Origin of the sequence: Duganella sp. sic0402 (assembly GCF_019219065.1) — a bacterium.
GTDB lineage: Bacteria > Pseudomonadota > Gammaproteobacteria > Burkholderiales > Burkholderiaceae_D > Rugamonas.
Genome location: NZ_JAHUWK010000015.1, coordinates 22,203 through 38,786, shown reverse-complemented (window position 1 = coordinate 38,786; position 16,584 = coordinate 22,203). Strand labels below are relative to the sequence as shown.

Sequence of the window (16,584 nt, the reverse complement as noted above, 5' to 3'; positions counted from 1 at the left end):
ATTCGTTAACTTCAAACCAAAATCATGCAACATTGCCTCATTAAGGTAGCTAAGGATATCTCATCGTCGCCATGAAATCAACATAGATGCCACATAGATTGATCAATAGATGCCGATGATGAGCCATCACATGGTGACCTAGCCAGAATTTACACCATTTTAAAGTGATAATTTGTGAATTTTTCCTTTTTGCAAGATGCTATTCTTCTTATGTTTACATAACCAACTGTTGATCTCATGGCCAATCAGCCTCAATTTCTCCAAGGGATAGATCTCGAAGCAACCGTTCGGAAGCTAATCGCGAAGCACGAAGAACTGTATTGGGCCGTAGCCTGGGGCTCAATGGGTTCGCTGGCAAAGCATCTGCTCAAGCATAAATCGAAGGTCAAATGCTTCGCTGTGGGCACGCACTTTCATCAAACAGACCCAGACCTTCTCGACGCACTGCAAGGCGTCCCAGGAGCTAGGGTGGTGCCAAACAGTAGTGCGGGAACTTTTCATCCGAAGATTTATCTGTTCAAGACTGGGAACCAGTTTTCGCTAGTGCTTGGTAGCCCCAACTTTACGCGTGCCGCGTTCAGTGTGAACCATGAAGCAGCGCTGTTCATTGAAGGCGTGACGTCAGATCAGCTTTTCATTGATATTCGAAATAGTATTGAGTCGATTTGGAATGAAGCTAAGCCTATCCTCGATGGGTTCTTGCGCGCGTATCGGTTAAAGCACAATGCAACACGATCAGCGCGGAAAGATCTGGAGGAAGACCTTCCGATCAATTTGCCATCTCCGAACTCAGATTACAAAAATCTGCTTGACGACGAATGGCCCGCGTTTGTCGAGCGCGTCAAAGCGGACCCCGTTCATAACATTGAAGGTCGAGTGGCCATCATGGATCAGGCTAGAGTTTGGTTTTCGCAGATATCTCATTTTGCCGATATGACGGAAGGCCAGCGTAAGGCCATCGCCGGTACTTATGCCCGTAATGAAATTAAGCCGCCAGATAGTGGCAACCTCGATTGGGCTTGGTTCGGCTCAATGGTAGGAGCTGGCGTTTTTAAAGGATTAGTTAAGTCGAGTCCCGATGACTTAAGTGCTGCGTTAGATATGATTCCGCGCGCAGGTATTGTCTACGAAAAGGACTTCGATGCTTTCAAAATTAAATTCATTAATGCGTTCGATGATTCTGCGCGTGGCGGAGGAGTCGCTACAGCTAGCCGTCTCTTAGCATTGAAGCGCCCCGACTATTTCGTTTGCGTGGATAGTGCTAACAAAAGCAAGTTGTCTGAAGCTATCGGGATCAAAACGAGCCATATAAACCTTGAATCCTACTGGTCTCGTATCATTCGACCTTTACTATGTAGCCCTTGGTGGAATTCCTCTCGCCCTAATGGTGATTTAGATGGGCGGATATGGGATTCAAGGATGGCTTGCATTGACGCCTTCTGTTACGAACGCTAATAAAAAATTTTTTAAAAAATAACCTATATCACTATCAAAGTTAGGAAATGCTATGAGAAGACATCGATATGAAGAAGAGGATACCTCTACACCACACCGCACTCCCAAAAATCTACTTAGCTACATACGTAACCAATCGCTTAATGATGATTTCATGCCTTTATTGGCAAAACATCATAATGAGATTAAAGTAATTATAAAGAGCAAAGCAGAGATTCAAGAAATAAGAGATGCAATATTTATTATTGAATTAAACAAATTTGACGATGACTTAATCCAAATCTCAAAAATGTGTTCAGATATCGAGGCCGAATCTCGTGCTCACCAGGAAAATATCAAAAAAAGTCGAGAATATTTAGAAAAATATAATTCCAAAGAACTTATTGATAGGGTTGGCTATTTCTATAGCCAAGCACGGAAATATGATACACATTTTGAAACTAGAGATTGGCTGCCAAAAATAAATGGGAGACCTTTTGTTTTAGGCTTGTTCTTTCATCCTTTTCGATACAATTCTGACTTGCCGAATGAGGAAAATATCTGCAATTTGGTAGCATCTTTTAATATTCATGATAATTTTTTCAAAAACTTTTTGAATACTTTTTATTCAGATGGCACCGATGGGGCTGAATTTTTAGGTGCTAGTTTTAAAGAAATCTCACTTGAATATAAAGAAATAAAAAAAATTATCTTAGAGGTGTCAGAGGGAATACCAAAATCAGCACCTGAGAAAGCCGTAAAGAAAATAGAAGCAAAATACAATTCCCTTAGTGCAATATTAGGAAGGCATCCTGCAACGTTGTACTCTGCCACTAGAAGCATACTAGCTTATTTGCAAAACAATCCAGCACGCGATTGACTGCACATTGTATAAAAATGTATTCGAGCACAGTTGCTACCGTTAGTCAAACGGTTTTAGAGTATTGGTCAAATTGACCACATATGAATAATTTTTTAAAAAGGATAATTGAGAATGAGCTACGAGACGCTAATAAAAACATTGGATGCATTGAGGTCAGAGGCTCCTAAATCTTTCAAAAGTTATTATCCAAAAGCAGATGATTTAGAAAAAATTAATCAGGCTCGCGCAATTGCATTTATACATCTATTCTTAAAAGTCAGATTTGGATTGATTGATTTTTCTAAGAGGCATGACCATATATGTGACGGAAGTCAAGACGGTGGGATTGACGCATATCATATAGATTCTGATAGCAAGAAAGTTACTTTGATTCAGTCCAAATTTAGGGCTACAGAAAAAAATTTCGAGGGGAAGTCCATTGAAGTATCTGAGCTTCTCAAAATGGAAGTTGGGCGTGTCTCAAAAGGAGAAAAAACTGATAGCAATGGAGTCAGCTTCTCTGCGCGAATCATTGAATTTCAAAAAAAAATTGCTGACATTAGAGATATTGCGACATATACGTGGCAGGTAGTAATCCTTGCCAACTTGAAAGGCGTGAATGATGAGCAAATGCGGCGCCTTCTCGACAATATGGAATACGAGGTTTTTGACTTTCCTAGAACTTATTCGGAACTCGTCTTCCCATTAACTACAGGCACCAGTTTTGCGCCAAACGAGATTACAATAAAAATAAATCTCGGCAAGAAGCAGCAACCACAACTTAATCAGGACGTCGAAACAAGCCTGGGAATTTGCAACGTTAGGATGTTGTATGTACCTACCATAGAAATTGCAAGATGCATGGCAAAATACCGAAATGCGCTATTGCGTTACAATCCCAGAAACTACTTATCACTTTCTGGAAATGACGTTAATAAAAGCATTAAGGATACGATAAAAAACACTACCAAGAATGAATTTTCACTTCGAAATAACGGGATTACTCTATTGGTACAGTACTCTTCGGTTACTGATCGAACAGGTGTTACCGGAGAAGGGCAGCTGATAGTTAAAGACCCTCAAATACTCAATGGAGGTCAGACTGCCACCACACTTGCTATGATGATAGAAGACTCTGAGGTTGGAATTGCTGCATTCGAAGGTAAAGAGGTGCTTCTCAAAATCATTGAACGCCCCTCTGACAAGTCAGAGGAGGAGCTAGCCGCATTTATTGAAACAATTTCCGATGCAACTAATAAGCAGTCTAAAATAGTTGAGGCGGATAGGCGTTCAAATGATCCCCGTCTCATTAAGCTTCAGAAATATTTCTATGAGGAGCATGGGCTTTTTCTCGAAAGAAAGCGTGGCGAGTTCAAATATGGAATAGACGAGAAAATTCTGTCAAAATCAGATATCGTAGATCGCGTATCAATGGCTAGGGCGTTGACAGCGTATACCGGTTCTCCTGCGCGCGCCAGATCTTCCCAGGACCGCATTTTTGATGAGGAAGGTTTCGATGCGCTTCTGGATAACATTGACAACATCAACGTATCACTTGCATATTTTGCGATGCTTGCTTTAGATAGTGAGGATGTAATTGAAAAATCAAGCTTGCCTTCGCACTCTTTCCGATACGGAAAATATGCTATGTTATTTGCCATTTCTAAAATATCTATTTTAAAAGATGAATCGGCTCAAATAAAAGAGAATGCTAAAAAACTAGCCATAAGCGTTGTTGAGAAATGGAAGAACTTTGAGAAATCAGTAGAATCAAAAGAAAATAATGTAAAATATAAAAGCGATGAAACTTTCAATTTCGATGGTTACTATAAAGGTAGCACGGTCGATGATGACATAAAATCCTTTAAATGGAATTGATTTCCATATATTTTTTTAATTTTAATACATTTGAAATATGTAAAAATTTTAGATAATTTCCTAATGCTATTCCAGTTGAGAATAACTGTATGTATAATCCGGAAATTTACCCACTTGAGGTTAGTTCATGTCTAATTACCGAGACTACCAGAAACAAATTGCCGAACTGCAAGCCAAGGCAGAAGAGGCACGTCGTACCGAAATTGCATCAGCCAAAGCGCAAATTCGCGTCATCATGGACGATTACGGCCTGACGCTTGCCGACATCAGCAGTAGCCCAAAGGCTGGCCCAAAGACTCCACGCAAGCCGGTGGAAATTAAATATAAAGACGAAACGACTGGTGACACCTGGACTGGTCGAGGTCGTGCGCCAAAGTGGCTTGAAGGTAAGGACAAGAACCAATACCTGGTGCGCTAAAACCGCTGGCGCGATTCGATCAGGTGTCCTAGTGACACCTGATCTCTAACTTTGTACAGCGAGATACCAAACATTCATGTTTCGGCTGAGGCCGTGCGTGAATGAAGAAAACCTGTCGTAGACATGACCGGCAGTGCCATTCTTGGCAACACCACTGTGCATTTAGACCTCACCAGACGCCGCAGGAGCATTTAAAACACGATGCCTGATGGTTCATGTGCCGCAGTCCCAAGGCATGCGCCAGCGTCCTCTGGTAACGTCATGCCAAATTGCATACCTTTGCCGTAATATTTACTTCAGAGCTACTGCACTCCATCACTAAAAAGCTATGCAGTTTTGGTTGAGGCATATGGCTCACTTCTCAGAACAGGGATTTTCTAGAGTCCGGTGAATTTTCAGGCCACATGGTTAGAAGGAAAGCTATGCCCCTTGATAAATTTATCTCCAGTCTAGCTGCTGGTCCACACAAAAAAGGCAGGAAAATTCTCGTGCAAAATTACATACCTTTGCAGTAAATATTGATTTCAGAAGTACTTTACTCCCTCGCTAAAAATCTATGCAGTTTTGCTTTGGCCCCATGGCCTATCTCTCCAATGTGACCTCTCCCACATTATCGGGTTAAGGGACAACCGATGTTCCCTGAAGAATTTATTTCTGGTGCAAGCGCTGGCCTCCAGAAATAGGAAAAGCCTCATGCAGAATTGCATAGCTTTTCTCCTTCAGCAGTATAGTGCAGTTCAGAAGCACAAAATACTCCTACTCAAAAGCTGTGCAATTTAGCACGAGGCCCGGTCCACCTAAGCGCCAATCAACTGGGTCAGATCTTTGGTCGCCACCAAATCAGCTACGCGGTCATAGTCGATGTAGTACACAGGCTGTTCCTCTCCTTCCTTGCGGCGATCCTTTTTAAGCTCTACTCCAAGGTGTCCCATGACCGTATTGAACACTTTGGTGCGTGTTTCTGCCGCTGTCGGATTTTTAAAATTACTGCCAAAGAAAAGATTGATGTCTTCCAAATTGGCTTCTACATACTTGGCTAACGCATCAATCTGTTCCAGTTTAACTACCCAGCGTAAATCGGCCTTCTTTTTCCGTGCAGCTTTCCGTGCCTCACGGAGTTGGCTGGGGCCAAGCGATTTCACCGATAAGGCAAATTGCTTTTCGTTTTCGACGTGTTCCCTCGCACGTCGTAAGACATCGGCATGGTTTATTGATGTGACCTCCTGAACATTCTTAAAGAAATCTCTCATCACTGTACGATGTCCGAACGATGTAAAGGGCCTTGCGTTATTTGGATCTTCACGCTCCCAACGATCATTGTTGAGTGCCGATACCCGGTCCTCCTTCAGCAATTTAGAGTTTTTAATAATTTCAATGATGTTTTTTTGCTTGTAAGATTTAATTTGATTTAATGTAAGCTCAGATGGTGATCTTAATTCAAAGAACTTCGCAATGATGAATTTGCTTTTGGCATAAGATTTTTCTCCACGCAAATTCTTTTCATAGCAGATATCTTCAAATTCCTCTGGCGACAAATCTTTTGCGTTCAACACCTTTTTAAAATATTTCTCGCCATCTGGGTCACGGGCAAACTTCATAAGCTCCTGCCCAATAGCTACTATAGATAAATCTTTATGGACGTAGTTTACCAGCCAACCATCGTCCTCTTTCAAGCTGATGAATTGCTTATCCATTTTGCAGCGCCATTTGCTTACGCACCATTGAATCCGGGCCGACACATCCATATAGAGTTCATCACCATCACTCAACTTGCCATCCTTGTCAGGGATTGCGTAGCTGCGCGTGAGAATCTCCTTTTTTACTGGGCCGGCGCGCAGATCTGCTTCTGTTCCATGCACTGCTTTGGGGCCTGGATGTACCCATACCTTTACAGTTTCACATTTCCGAACACGACTTATTGCTTGGTCACAATCTTGGAAGGTGTAAATTCCGCTGTCAAAAATTCCATAGACGGCGTCGAACCACTCTACATCAATGCTAACTCCGGTGCTAAGAGTTGAAGTCGAAATCAATACGTCATACTTTGTCACTTCAGCATTCGGGTTCAAAAAGAATTTTTCTGCTTCGTCCTCCTTACTTGTATCGCCGGTCAAGGTTAAGAACTTAATTTCATTTCCATTTTTATCCTTCAACTCTTTCAGAACGTTTGCAATTTCCTCTGCCAGTTTTTTTGTGGCAACTGAGATATATGCTTTTTCGCCAGCATTGATGCCATCAAACATGTTTGAAATCAAATGATACTTGTTTTCATATATGTCGATCTCACGAATGGATGGCCATTGATTCAAAATAGCAGTCACATTATTTGATTCGTGTTGAAAACTGCCGCGCAGTTTTTCAATCACGTAACAAGTGAGATCACTTGTCATATCTGCATCAGCGCAGATAATTTTCTTTGCATTCCGCACCAACCAGATTAGTGTACGAAAGATTTTTCCACGCTGAGCCTCTGTTGTTTCGCCAATTAAATGACGAAACACCTGTTCAGATTCATCGATCAATAAAATGTCATATGGTTGGTTATTTTCAATATCAAACCGAACAAGACTATCCACGCTGATAACCAATCGATTAGACAAATCTCCCTCATCTAAATAGCACTGCAAATCTACGCGAGATGAGACAGTGCGGGCTAATGAACGACGATGAACTAAACCGACGACAGAAAACGACTCGGGGAAGCTTGCAACCAATTCCTTATAGAATTCCGTCTTACCATTTCCTTTTGGTGCTTTAATATAAATTAAGTTCTCATCTTCAAGATCAACATTGCCTTCGCGCAGTGCAACTGTCAACCGGGGACCACTCAACTTATGCAGAGTAAAGCGTCCCTTTGATACAGCTTTTTCACTGAAAGCTAAATTACGAGTACTAAAGTTACGACGAGATTCAGTGATGAATTTATCGACATGACGCTTTAATTTCGGATAATTCCGATGAGTCATAAGCACTTCCAACGTTTCAACATCGAATCCGTGCTGGTTCAGTACCCGGTTGCTAAATTTAGAAATCTTCCTTTCGCGGCGTTTCCTCATGGTTTCATTCCTTCACGAAGACGTTTGCGCTCTGCAATTTTTGCAATGCCCTCCATGATTCCGTCACTCTTCGCACGTTCCATGTAAATCGTTCCACATTTTTTACATACCAAATACGGTGTTCCGGCTTTGGTTACTGCGACGAACTCCTTGGGAACTACATCGCCGTGGAATGGACAAAGCACATTAGAAATTTTGCGATTAATATCACGCACCATTACCGGGCCACTGGCGGTACTCAGCACATCATCTGGACGCAACTTGATTTGTCCCTGCCCCATCTTAGTAGGACTGAGTGGATTCGATTTCTGCGGCTTTGGAGGTACAGGCATGGCCTCAAAAATATGCCAGTCGAAAGGTTTCCCTTCGTTGTGCCAGCTCTGTGCGTTATGACGATCTTCATCACGGACCGCAGGCAAAATAAAAATGCGATTAACATCCATCGTTGATGAGTCTGCTCCGAGATCTGTGGCCCATTGCTGCATTTGTGTTTGCAACTCGTTGAACACCGCGAAAGGCATAGGCGTTGCCAACAGCAGGACGACGCGAGCACGGACTTTTCCATTTACCAAATGATTCAGCGTCGTGTAAACGATATGTTCCCAGGGCTTGAACAGCTCGCGAATCTGTTCCAGAGAACGATTACCGTCGTAGTCCAGCACGATCATGTACAAATCGACGAGGTTGGTACTCACGCGACGAACATGATAAGCGCTGGTGATTTTGTACGAATTACCATCTTTGTCCAGACCATTATCAACTGTTGGATCTGATACCTCCTTGTAACGCCAAGGGGAAAACAAGGGTAAAAGAGTCTTATGGCTTAAGGCGCTGGAATGCACAGTAAATTGACTAACAACTTCGCCCCAAGTTTTACGCGTGGAAGCAGCAAAGTTATCCGCCATGTAATCAAAAAAAGTGATTGCTATAATATAAATTTCAGCCATATATAACTCCGAGTAGATCTAGCCGAGCATGGCTAGATCTCGCTTAATTATTAATAAATTTTTATTGGTCTATGCTATCCGAATTGGCATTTCCGTTCTCAACAGTGGTTCCCCATCCATCAAATTTGCATTTAAAATAAACGCAGATGTCATAGATGATTTTCATGGTTGAAACCATTGTTTCAATATTGGTGTCTGATAAGTAACCAAATTTCAGCCCGTAAAGACCTTTCTTAATCGTGTAAGTACTATAGATGTGAAAATCTAGTTTCATTAGAAAGTTTTTTAATTTCTTTAAATTTCGTAATTTTTTTGATACGGAAAAACAACTAATCATTCGTTCGACGTCATCAATATTTCCGTCGCGCTTTAACATACTAGAAACAGTTAAAATTTCAGCGATCAATTTCTCATCAATGTTGTTGGTATTATTTTCAACATATTCTTTTAATTTTTTATCGATAATAATGTTCTTAATATTGTGCTTCTCAACTTCAAATTCATTTTTCATATTTTTCTTTCTAAAAAATAGATACGATTTTTCCTACCAGCATGGCCGGTATAATTAAATAATGTGGAAAAGGAGGGCGATGCACTTTTTGATGCATCGCCAAGATGTTATAAAGCGCTAGCTGGCGGAAACAACAGAGATGTTTTCAGTTGCTACGTTTGCATGGTCAGCACCGCCGTTTTGCATGGCAGAGCTTTCGATCACAGCAACAGCATTCAGTTGACCCGCCTGTGCCATGACTTCGTCGGGGTCAACAAGCTGAGCGGAGGTTTCCGCGGTCGGGATGTCCAGAGGTTTGTTTGCTACCTTGGTCTGGGACTGGTTTTGAGTTTCAGATTTTTTCGATTGTTTTTTGGCTACTTGGTGGGCGGTCCAAGCTGGATTGATAAACTTCTCTTTATCACCATTCAAAATCCATTCAGGCGTGTAACCTTGACCGGACCACTCTTTACCGTCGTCAGGGTTACGATATTTTTTAGGGCCAACGCTAGCAGAACGCGGCGAAGCCTTTGACTTAGGCGGTTCCATGGTAGCGTAGCCGCCCAAGGAATTTACTTTTTCTACCGCCTCCGCCAGTTCAGCATCAGAGATCTTTTTACGTTCAGCGGCCAGATTTTCGCATTCGCTTTTTAAGCGCTCGATTTCTTTTTCACGGTTAGAAATTTCGATATTGATTTGCTTGTAGTCTTGCATCATAAATCCTTTTAATTAAAAAAATGTTCAACCGCTGATTCGGTTTGCATTAATCAGCGGCGACAACGACATTCTTTCAAAAATGGATTTACGCGAGAAGGAACAAACCAATTTTGATTTTCTTGATTGATTTGTCCCGGTGGCATGATCGATGAGGATTCTATTTTTTCGGGAACACTCCATCGATTGTGTTCGTCACATAGGCAGCAAAATTCGATTTGTATCGGCCGACCTGTCGCTTGATCGAGTCAAGGTCAAGCATGCTCAACGTTCCGTTTTCGAGTGCTTCTTGTTGATGCGGTTCAAGCTCCCAACTGAACCCCAGCTCCTTGCTTAACTCCAACGCCATCACTTCCAGCCCTGTGCCGGCGTTCGATGTCGGGTACTGCTCATGGTGTTCAGAGACTGTTTGGACATAGAAGGATTTCTTCACAGCTTGAAACGTCGTTTGATCTATGCGACCTTCCGGCGCGTAGAGCTGATACTTCGGCAGTGGTGACGTCTGGATGCTGGCGTAGTGATCGTCAATGAACTTGGTGAAAAGCTGAACGACTTCTTCCTTCGCCAGTGACGTCGGGATCTGTAATGCAAATGCGTTGGCAGTAACCTCAACTGCGGGGAGCGCCAAAGGCTGGACAGCAGGCACATCGATGAAGAACAGGTGGCGTCGTTCATACAGCCACTGCTTCCACTGGTTCTCGTTCCGTTGCATGGGCCTGCCGCGATGGATATCACCCCAATCATCGTATAGCTCAGCGATCTTAGGAAATCGCTTTTCCAGCTCTAGGGTCATCGTCTCATCATCTTCGCGACGGGCGACGCAGTAGGCTTCGTAGTCGGTGTTTTCCATGAAGTAGCGATACCACCACCACAACCATCTGCTTGCGCCGTCATCGATCCGGAAATTTTCCGAAGATGGTTTTCCGGATTCGTTGGGCAAGTAATTGATTTTGAACATTGACAAAATTTGATCGAAATTTGCAGCCAAAGCAGTCCCTCCAATTAGAGGGCGCAATGTACATGAATTGTTTTTCACATGGCAAGGAACTGATTGCCATACGAGTGATCACGATTCAATCGTGATCTGGTCTAGACCAATCTGATTCTTGCCTAAATCGATCTTCCCTCGGGCAGAACGTTCCTGATGCCGCCAGCCACTACAGCCAGTAGCTTCTTCAAACGCCACTGCCAGGGATCGACAGGCGGCGATCCTGCGTTCAGGATGCCGCTGCCTATCGATCTCCACTGGCTACAGATCAACATCAAGGGCATGGGAAATTTGATCCAATAAATAAACCAGACAAACTATAAGGAGACATTCGATGAAGAATGCAGAACTACCAATACACCCAAGATCAATCAGAGAAATCGCTGAAGAAGCCGTTGCCCAAGCACTGCCACCTAAGACACCATTCCCACGCCTGAATTCTTACGTCCGTGGATGGCGCCAACATAACGAATACGTCATCGCTGGAAGAGAGCAACGACCTGTCAGCGATCTAATGCTCACGTTAGGCCAGCACTTCGCTGAATCGAACGGTCGCGTGATCTGGATCGCTGACTATGCTTCGCTCAAGGAGTCGTGCGACCGAATGCTGTTCCGCCTCGCTGGAATTCCAATCGGGCCATCCCGTACCGTGACCATCTTGTCAGATGAACTGGCGTTCCTGAACGATCACCTCGTCGCGCTACAGAACCTACCGATGGACCTACTCAATATTGATGAGTGCGGCGATATCGCTGTCGAAGATAAATTTTTTGCAGAGGCCAGTTCAGATCAGCCCACCCTTATCGTGGTCGATTCATGCGTCCTCGAAGATGCGTCACAAGACGCACTGACTGTACTTGCTCGCCGCGTCCATTTGCAACGAATGCTAGATCGATTGAAGACCACTAACAAGGACTGGCGCATACTGTGGAATCTGCCGATGAACAGCACGTTGGCGACCGATTGGGAAAGTCCTGCGATCATTGACGACATAGCCGAACCAGAGATTGCCAAACGAGCCGCAGTGATCATCGTGCCTCATATTCAGTGCAGTGCTACTGACGCGTGTGAAGCCAAGCTAGTTATCGCCAAGAATTCAGAAAAGACCGGTACGATTGATGTTCGATACGTACCGGAGTTTTCGTCTTGGGCCGATGACCGATCTAATGATAGGCCTTCACCGAGTGGTCGCGTGGAATAATATCCCCGTTGGCATCTAACGGCGCATCCTTCTCTGGAATATAGTCGAGATAGGCTATCTTCAGTGTGCCTCGGAAGCGATAGGTGATCTTGTACCGGACCTGATACAAGATACCCTTGATGCATTTCAATTCGATTGGGTAAAGGGAGTAGGATGGGTCACATCGATTGCCAGTATCGACGTATGCATGCTTCCACTTCAATTGGTCTGCGGTCTCTTGTGCGACGGCGCATGACGACACGAACAGCAAGCACAGCGCAGCTTTTCTAATCATGGTCATCCTTGAATCCGCAGCTCGTTGATGGATCGGCACTTCTGACAGGTGAATGAGCCGACCGACACTGCGCCGACTAATGGCGCACTGCTGGTCGTGCTACCGCCTTCAATGTAGCCGCAAGACCCACATCGCTTGCGATAGCTAATCAGGCTTCCGCGATCTTCAACGATGACAGCGCCGGTTAGAACGAAGGCCATCTTATGCGTACTCCTCGTCAGGTCTATTTAGGCAATCAGTCAATCAATCCAGAACCTTGCAAGGCACGCACGCAGCCAACGCTAAATGCCACCGCAACTTCCGTCTGCTGTGCGCTGCCACCTTGCATTCGCGGATCTCGACCGGCATCAACCATCTTGAACATTTTTTTCCAAATGGTCTGGATCGATGGTCTCATGCTTGAAGGGTACGCTGTCAAATCCTCATCCATATTTGCGAAAAGGCTTCCAAAAGGCTGTCCAGAGGTTTTTAAATTCATGTAGGCCAATGCGTACATCGATCCTTTATTGCACATATCTTTCAACTGCTGCGGAGACATTTGGCGCGACTCACTACTGCTTGCATGACTGGCTGCGACGGCACGATCACGTTCACGCTGCTTGGCCTCTGCTTCTGCTTTCTTCTGTGCTTCTTTCGCTGCAATCACCTTGGCCTCATACTTCCTTGTTGCTTCGCTCTTAGTGAATTCACCAAGTAAGCCAACCGGCAGAACCAGTGCGAAGAAATACCCGGTCAGTTTTTTTCGGCTTGGGTTCGCGTCCCAACGTAGAATCCACTTGGGGTTCACGAGACCGGCAATGAATAACGCGGTCAGTACGAAATAGATGGCATTGAAGACACCTGAAATACCAGCGCTAGGCGGCGAGACTTCAGTTTCCTCTGTCGGTGTTGTAGCAGTCTCTGCTTTCGTTTCAACCGGCTTGGTGGTGGATATGGACTGAGGCTGTACAACGTCAGCATCGGCTTTTGCTGTTGGTGCCGCAATTGACTCGACGTTATTGGTTTGACTGGTCTGCTGTTCGGGATGTCGGTTGTCCGGTGTGACAGCTTTGGTGGATTCCACTACGTTTGAAACTGGCGAGGCAGTCAACGCAGAGATCCGATTCGAGTAGGCCGATTTTAAACACGCCACGTCCTGACATGAATTTCTAACCTCCTTCAACCATAGTCGTTGTTCAGCCTTGATGGCATCTGCACTTGCCGATTCGGTCAATGATTTTTTATAGACCTGCATCAGTTGGCTATCAAGCTCGGAAAGCCGACCATCAGCGCAGATGGTTTTTTCGATAGGGGTGTATGCTTTGGCACAATCGAAGCTGGCCGCTTGTGCGCCCATACAGGATATAGTCAGCACAGCAGAGATCAATATTTTTTTCATTTCGATTTCCATGTTTCTTGCAGAAGACCAGAAACGCCAGCACGAAGTAAATCGATCTTCGTGCTGCCGCTGTCCGGGCTATCGGATTAGTTGACTGATATGGTGTAAGCCTTATCCATTGCCACTACTGCGCTGTTGTATGGGATCAGCCAATTCACCCACTGCATGCCGTTGGCGTAAGCACCGCTATGGGCGTAGACCACGGACGATTTCAGTGTGGTGAAATCGATGGATTGAATTGCCGCAGTTGTGTAGAACGATTTGCCGTAGTTCTCAGGACCGCCGCCAATGTTGGTGCGAAGCAGATACACTTTGCCGCTTTGGTACACGATATCGAGTGGCAATCCGTAATCAGGCACGGTCGGCAAATCGTAGGTCTTCGATTTCAGGAAGCCGTCACTGCCATCGTTCAGAATGATCTGCGATGCCATCGTTCCAGCATCGCCGCTGTCAGTTGATCCAGGCTCATTCCCACCGATCCACAGATCGTATTTGCCATCGCTGTTGAAATCGATGAACTCGGTGGAGAATAATGCTTTATTGGTCAGCGTATTAGGCAGGCTGGCGGTATCGACCGTGAAGCTGCCTTTATTATTGCGGAAGAAGAACGGCGCAGACGGCGCCAAGTTATTGGTCACAACGATGTCGGCGTAACCTGTGCCCTTGAAATCAACAGCACTTGCGGAATGGCAGAAGCAAGTTACTGGCAGCGTTACGTTCGTGTATGTGCCGTCTTGCTGGCTGAGTAGAACATGAGGCTGTTCCCCTGGCCATGGGTCTTTGTCGTAGCCGTGGCAGGCAAAAAACACATCAGGTTTGCCATCGCCATTGAAGTCGGCCACAACTGCTTTACGCGGATGAAGGCATCCCACGTTATCTTTGATCAGTGCAGCAGTGTTATCGATCCACGTTCCAGCGGCATCACGTTTATAGAATTTGATGTGGCCGTATGTAGTCTTCGACCAACCGGCATCGATGTACTCCAGCGTGTGAGTAACCATCGAATAGCTGCCGTCTTGGAAGAAGTCAGCGAAGGCTACCGAGTTAGAAGATGGAACTTCGGCTGGCAGCGATTGTGGCCCAAGCTTCTGGCCTGCTGTGACTTTGTTTTCATACGACGATTTCAAGACCGGAATCGGAACGATCAGCACCACTGATTGTTTTGCGCTGCCGCCAGCACCAGTACAGGTCAATGTGTAGGTCAACGATCCAGAGGAATTCGGCGTTTGTGCCGATGTGCCGGAAATCGCCTGAGTGCCAGACCAACCATCCGACGCCGTGCACGAAGTGGCGTTTGTCGATGACCATGTGATCGTGGCCGATGTACCAAGTGTTATCTTCGGCTGACTAACCGTCATCGTTACGGTTGGTGCTGGCGTTGCAGGTGTCGGCGGCGTGACCGGCGCGGACGATGATCCGCCACCACCTCCACCGCCGCATGCTACTAAGGTAATCGATGCGGCTGCAATGGCCGCGACTGTACGTATGCTCATTCATGCTCCTAGAGTTAATTGCCAAAATGCAAGTTAATTTTATCCTAATTGAGAAGATTTTTAAACCAATTGCGATAAAATTAGCCCGTGTGGTTGACGTGCATAGAGGTGATGTCGCGGAGAATTCGTGGCATGCCTACCATTGAAGAAAAAGCAGGCTTTTCCAGCCGGTTGAAGTTAGCTCTACGCCGCAGTTCCGATCCAGTGAACGGTGCGACTGAACTCGCGTTGCGATTCAATCTGCGCTACAACGGCGAAGCCATAACGGCACAGACTGCTCACAAATGGATTACGGGGCGAGCTATTCCGACGAACGACAAATTGAAGACCATCGCGAAATGGTTGAACGTGGACGAGCACTGGCTCCACTACGGGCCAGCGTCGAAAATGGTGGGAGAGTCCGGCAGTCAAGAGATCAACCCAACGCCGGAACTCATGGTGCTTGCGGCGAAAATCCAAGCGCTTCAGCCGCATCAGCGATACCTCATTGAAGAGTTGGTTGATCAGTTGCAGAACGCGCCATAATCAATTTTAAAAAGCCTTGATCGCAGCTCTTTCATTCGCTTCGATTTAATTTTCTGATCGATCAACAGTCTCCAGAATTCAGCCGGAAGCGAGCATATGATTTTCTTGGCTTCAGGCTGTTAAACTAGCGGGATATGTCTAAGTCCTCAAAGTTATCTGCCGCTAGCGTCCGGTTCGAACAGCCGGGTTATCCTCCAGCCACCATCACAGAATTTGAAGGAGTGCGCAGCCTCCACCTTGGCACTTCGTGGGTGCAGGGGGCTATGAGGCTTTCCAAGCCTGACAACATCGAACTTGAATATGTTCAAATGATGATGATGTGGCTTTTATTCGATGAAAGCCCTCGTCACATTGTTCAATTGGGTCTGGGCAGTTCTGCGCTGACCAAGTTCTGCTATCGCCGTGTCCCTCACGCCCGAATCACTGCTATTGAACTCAATCCCAACGTGATTGCCATGTGTGAGGCTCAATTCGGCCTGCCTCCAAACGATGATCGTCTCAATGTGGTGGAGATGAACGCACTCGATTTCGTCCTCGACAAAGCAAATCATGGCACAGTCGATGTGCTGCAAGTGGACTTATATGACCAAGAGGCGCGCGGTCCAGTCCTTGACTCACAAGAGTTTTATCAAGGCTGCTTCGATTGCCTGAGTGACGACGGAATAATGACGGCTAACGTCTTTGGCGACGACTTCACCAACTACGACAAGAACCTGCAAACCATGGAGTTGGTGTTTGACGCCGTTGTGTGGCTACCGGAAGTCCACGACGCCAACATCGTTGTCGTCGCTTTCAAGAAATCGCCGTCGTTGGATTTCAGCGTGCTCTATGAACGCGCCGCCCACATAAAGAAGACCTTAAACCTACCGGCCAAAAATTGGGTCAACGGTTTAAAAGGTTGGATGCTCGATCAGCAGTAATTCGAT

At 45.4% G+C, this 16,584-nt stretch carries 14 protein-coding genes; 7 read left to right on the top strand and 7 right to left on the bottom strand.

The genetic code is table 11. The features are described 5' to 3' along the window. Window positions 1-237: 237 nt before the first annotated feature. From KW842_RS25240 to KW842_RS25225, 4 genes are all read left to right on the top strand, one after another. Window positions 238-1,455 carry a phospholipase D family protein gene (locus KW842_RS25240; RefSeq protein ID WP_218306879.1) on the top strand — a complete coding sequence of 406 codons (1,218 nt, stop codon included), beginning with the start codon at window positions 238-240 and terminating at the stop codon, window positions 1,453-1,455. Window positions 1,456-1,507: 52 nt separating this feature from the next. After that, window positions 1,508-2,314 (top strand): hypothetical protein, encoded by an 807-nt coding sequence (locus KW842_RS25235; protein ID WP_218306878.1) that lies wholly within the window; start codon window positions 1,508-1,510, stop codon window positions 2,312-2,314. Window positions 2,315-2,428: 114 nt separating this feature from the next. Beyond that, window positions 2,429-4,174: an AIPR family protein gene (locus KW842_RS25230; RefSeq protein ID WP_218306877.1), complete on the top strand. Its 1,746-nt coding sequence runs from the start codon at window positions 2,429-2,431 to the stop codon at window positions 4,172-4,174. 127 nt (window positions 4,175-4,301) lie between these two features. Then, window positions 4,302-4,592 (top strand): H-NS histone family protein, encoded by a 291-nt coding sequence (locus KW842_RS25225; RefSeq protein ID WP_218306876.1) that lies wholly within the window; start codon window positions 4,302-4,304, stop codon window positions 4,590-4,592. A gap of 797 nt (window positions 4,593-5,389) precedes the next feature. Here KW842_RS25225 and KW842_RS25220 read toward each other — a convergent pair. The 5 genes from KW842_RS25220 to KW842_RS25200 form a co-directional block, all read right to left on the bottom strand. Then, window positions 5,390-7,648 carry a plasmid replication protein, CyRepA1 family gene (locus KW842_RS25220; RefSeq protein WP_218306875.1) on the bottom strand — a complete coding sequence of 753 codons (2,259 nt, stop codon included), beginning with the start codon at window positions 7,646-7,648 and terminating at the stop codon, window positions 5,390-5,392. Beyond that, window positions 7,645-8,595, bottom strand: a complete 951-nt coding sequence (locus KW842_RS25215; RefSeq protein ID WP_218306874.1) for a hypothetical protein — start codon at window positions 8,593-8,595, stop codon at window positions 7,645-7,647. Before KW842_RS25215 ends, KW842_RS25220 begins: the two co-directional genes overlap by 4 nt. A gap of 61 nt (window positions 8,596-8,656) precedes the next feature. After that, window positions 8,657-9,106 carry a hypothetical protein gene (locus KW842_RS25210; RefSeq protein WP_218306873.1) on the bottom strand — a complete coding sequence of 150 codons (450 nt, stop codon included), beginning with the start codon at window positions 9,104-9,106 and terminating at the stop codon, window positions 8,657-8,659. Between the two features lie 117 nt (window positions 9,107-9,223). Continuing rightward, entirely contained in the window at window positions 9,224-9,802 is a 579-nt protein-coding gene (locus KW842_RS25205) for an H-NS histone family protein (RefSeq protein WP_229223897.1), read from the bottom strand. Window positions 9,803-9,959: 157 nt separating this feature from the next. Then, window positions 9,960-10,787 (bottom strand): hypothetical protein, encoded by an 828-nt coding sequence (locus tag KW842_RS25200; RefSeq protein ID WP_218306872.1) that lies wholly within the window; start codon window positions 10,785-10,787, stop codon window positions 9,960-9,962. A 334-nt stretch (window positions 10,788-11,121) separates the two neighbouring features. Between KW842_RS25200 and KW842_RS25195 the strand changes: the two genes are divergently transcribed. Continuing rightward, window positions 11,122-11,988 carry a DnaB-like helicase C-terminal domain-containing protein gene (locus KW842_RS25195; protein WP_218306871.1) on the top strand — a complete coding sequence of 289 codons (867 nt, stop codon included), beginning with the start codon at window positions 11,122-11,124 and terminating at the stop codon, window positions 11,986-11,988. Window positions 11,989-12,497: 509 nt separating this feature from the next. Here KW842_RS25195 and KW842_RS25190 read toward each other — a convergent pair. Both KW842_RS25190 and KW842_RS25185 read right to left on the bottom strand, forming a co-directional pair. Further along, entirely contained in the window at window positions 12,498-13,640 is a 1,143-nt protein-coding gene (locus KW842_RS25190) for a lysozyme inhibitor LprI family protein (RefSeq protein ID WP_229223896.1), read from the bottom strand. Between the two features lie 86 nt (window positions 13,641-13,726). Then, window positions 13,727-15,133, bottom strand: a complete 1,407-nt coding sequence (locus tag KW842_RS25185) for a VCBS repeat-containing protein (protein WP_218306869.1) — start codon at window positions 15,131-15,133, stop codon at window positions 13,727-13,729. 132 nt (window positions 15,134-15,265) lie between these two features. On the opposite strand from KW842_RS25185, the gene KW842_RS25180 reads away from it, so the two are divergent. Then, complete coding sequence (locus tag KW842_RS25180; protein ID WP_218306868.1) at window positions 15,266-15,658, top strand: helix-turn-helix transcriptional regulator; 393 nt, start codon at window positions 15,266-15,268, stop codon at window positions 15,656-15,658. A gap of 134 nt (window positions 15,659-15,792) precedes the next feature. Continuing rightward, complete coding sequence (locus KW842_RS25175) at window positions 15,793-16,578, top strand: spermidine synthase (protein ID WP_218306867.1); 786 nt, start codon at window positions 15,793-15,795, stop codon at window positions 16,576-16,578. Window positions 16,579-16,584: the final 6 nt, after the last annotated feature.

Excerpts from the sequence above, each read along its gene's own strand:
- KW842_RS25240 (WP_218306879.1), top strand. The coding sequence starts at position 238 with ATGGCCAATCAGCCTCAATTTCTCCAAGGGATAGATCTCGAAGCAACC.
- KW842_RS25235 (WP_218306878.1), top strand. The coding sequence starts at position 1,508 with ATGAGAAGACATCGATATGAAGAAGAGGATACCTCTACACCACACCGC.
- KW842_RS25230 (WP_218306877.1), top strand. The coding sequence starts at position 2,429 with ATGAGCTACGAGACGCTAATAAAAACATTGGATGCATTGAGGTCAGAG.
- KW842_RS25225 (WP_218306876.1), top strand. The coding sequence starts at position 4,302 with ATGTCTAATTACCGAGACTACCAGAAACAAATTGCCGAACTGCAAGCC.
- KW842_RS25220 (WP_218306875.1), bottom strand. The coding sequence starts at position 7,648 with ATGAGGAAACGCCGCGAAAGGAAGATTTCTAAATTTAGCAACCGGGTA.
- KW842_RS25215 (WP_218306874.1), bottom strand. The coding sequence starts at position 8,595 with ATGGCTGAAATTTATATTATAGCAATCACTTTTTTTGATTACATGGCG.
- KW842_RS25210 (WP_218306873.1), bottom strand. The coding sequence starts at position 9,106 with ATGAAAAATGAATTTGAAGTTGAGAAGCACAATATTAAGAACATTATT.
- KW842_RS25205 (WP_229223897.1), bottom strand. The coding sequence starts at position 9,802 with ATGATGCAAGACTACAAGCAAATCAATATCGAAATTTCTAACCGTGAA.
- KW842_RS25195 (WP_218306871.1), top strand. The coding sequence starts at position 11,122 with ATGAAGAATGCAGAACTACCAATACACCCAAGATCAATCAGAGAAATC.
- KW842_RS25190 (WP_229223896.1), bottom strand. The coding sequence starts at position 13,640 with ATGAAAAAAATATTGATCTCTGCTGTGCTGACTATATCCTGTATGGGC.
- KW842_RS25185 (WP_218306869.1), bottom strand. The coding sequence starts at position 15,133 with ATGAGCATACGTACAGTCGCGGCCATTGCAGCCGCATCGATTACCTTA.
- KW842_RS25180 (WP_218306868.1), top strand. The coding sequence starts at position 15,266 with ATGCCTACCATTGAAGAAAAAGCAGGCTTTTCCAGCCGGTTGAAGTTA.
- KW842_RS25175 (WP_218306867.1), top strand. The coding sequence starts at position 15,793 with ATGTCTAAGTCCTCAAAGTTATCTGCCGCTAGCGTCCGGTTCGAACAG.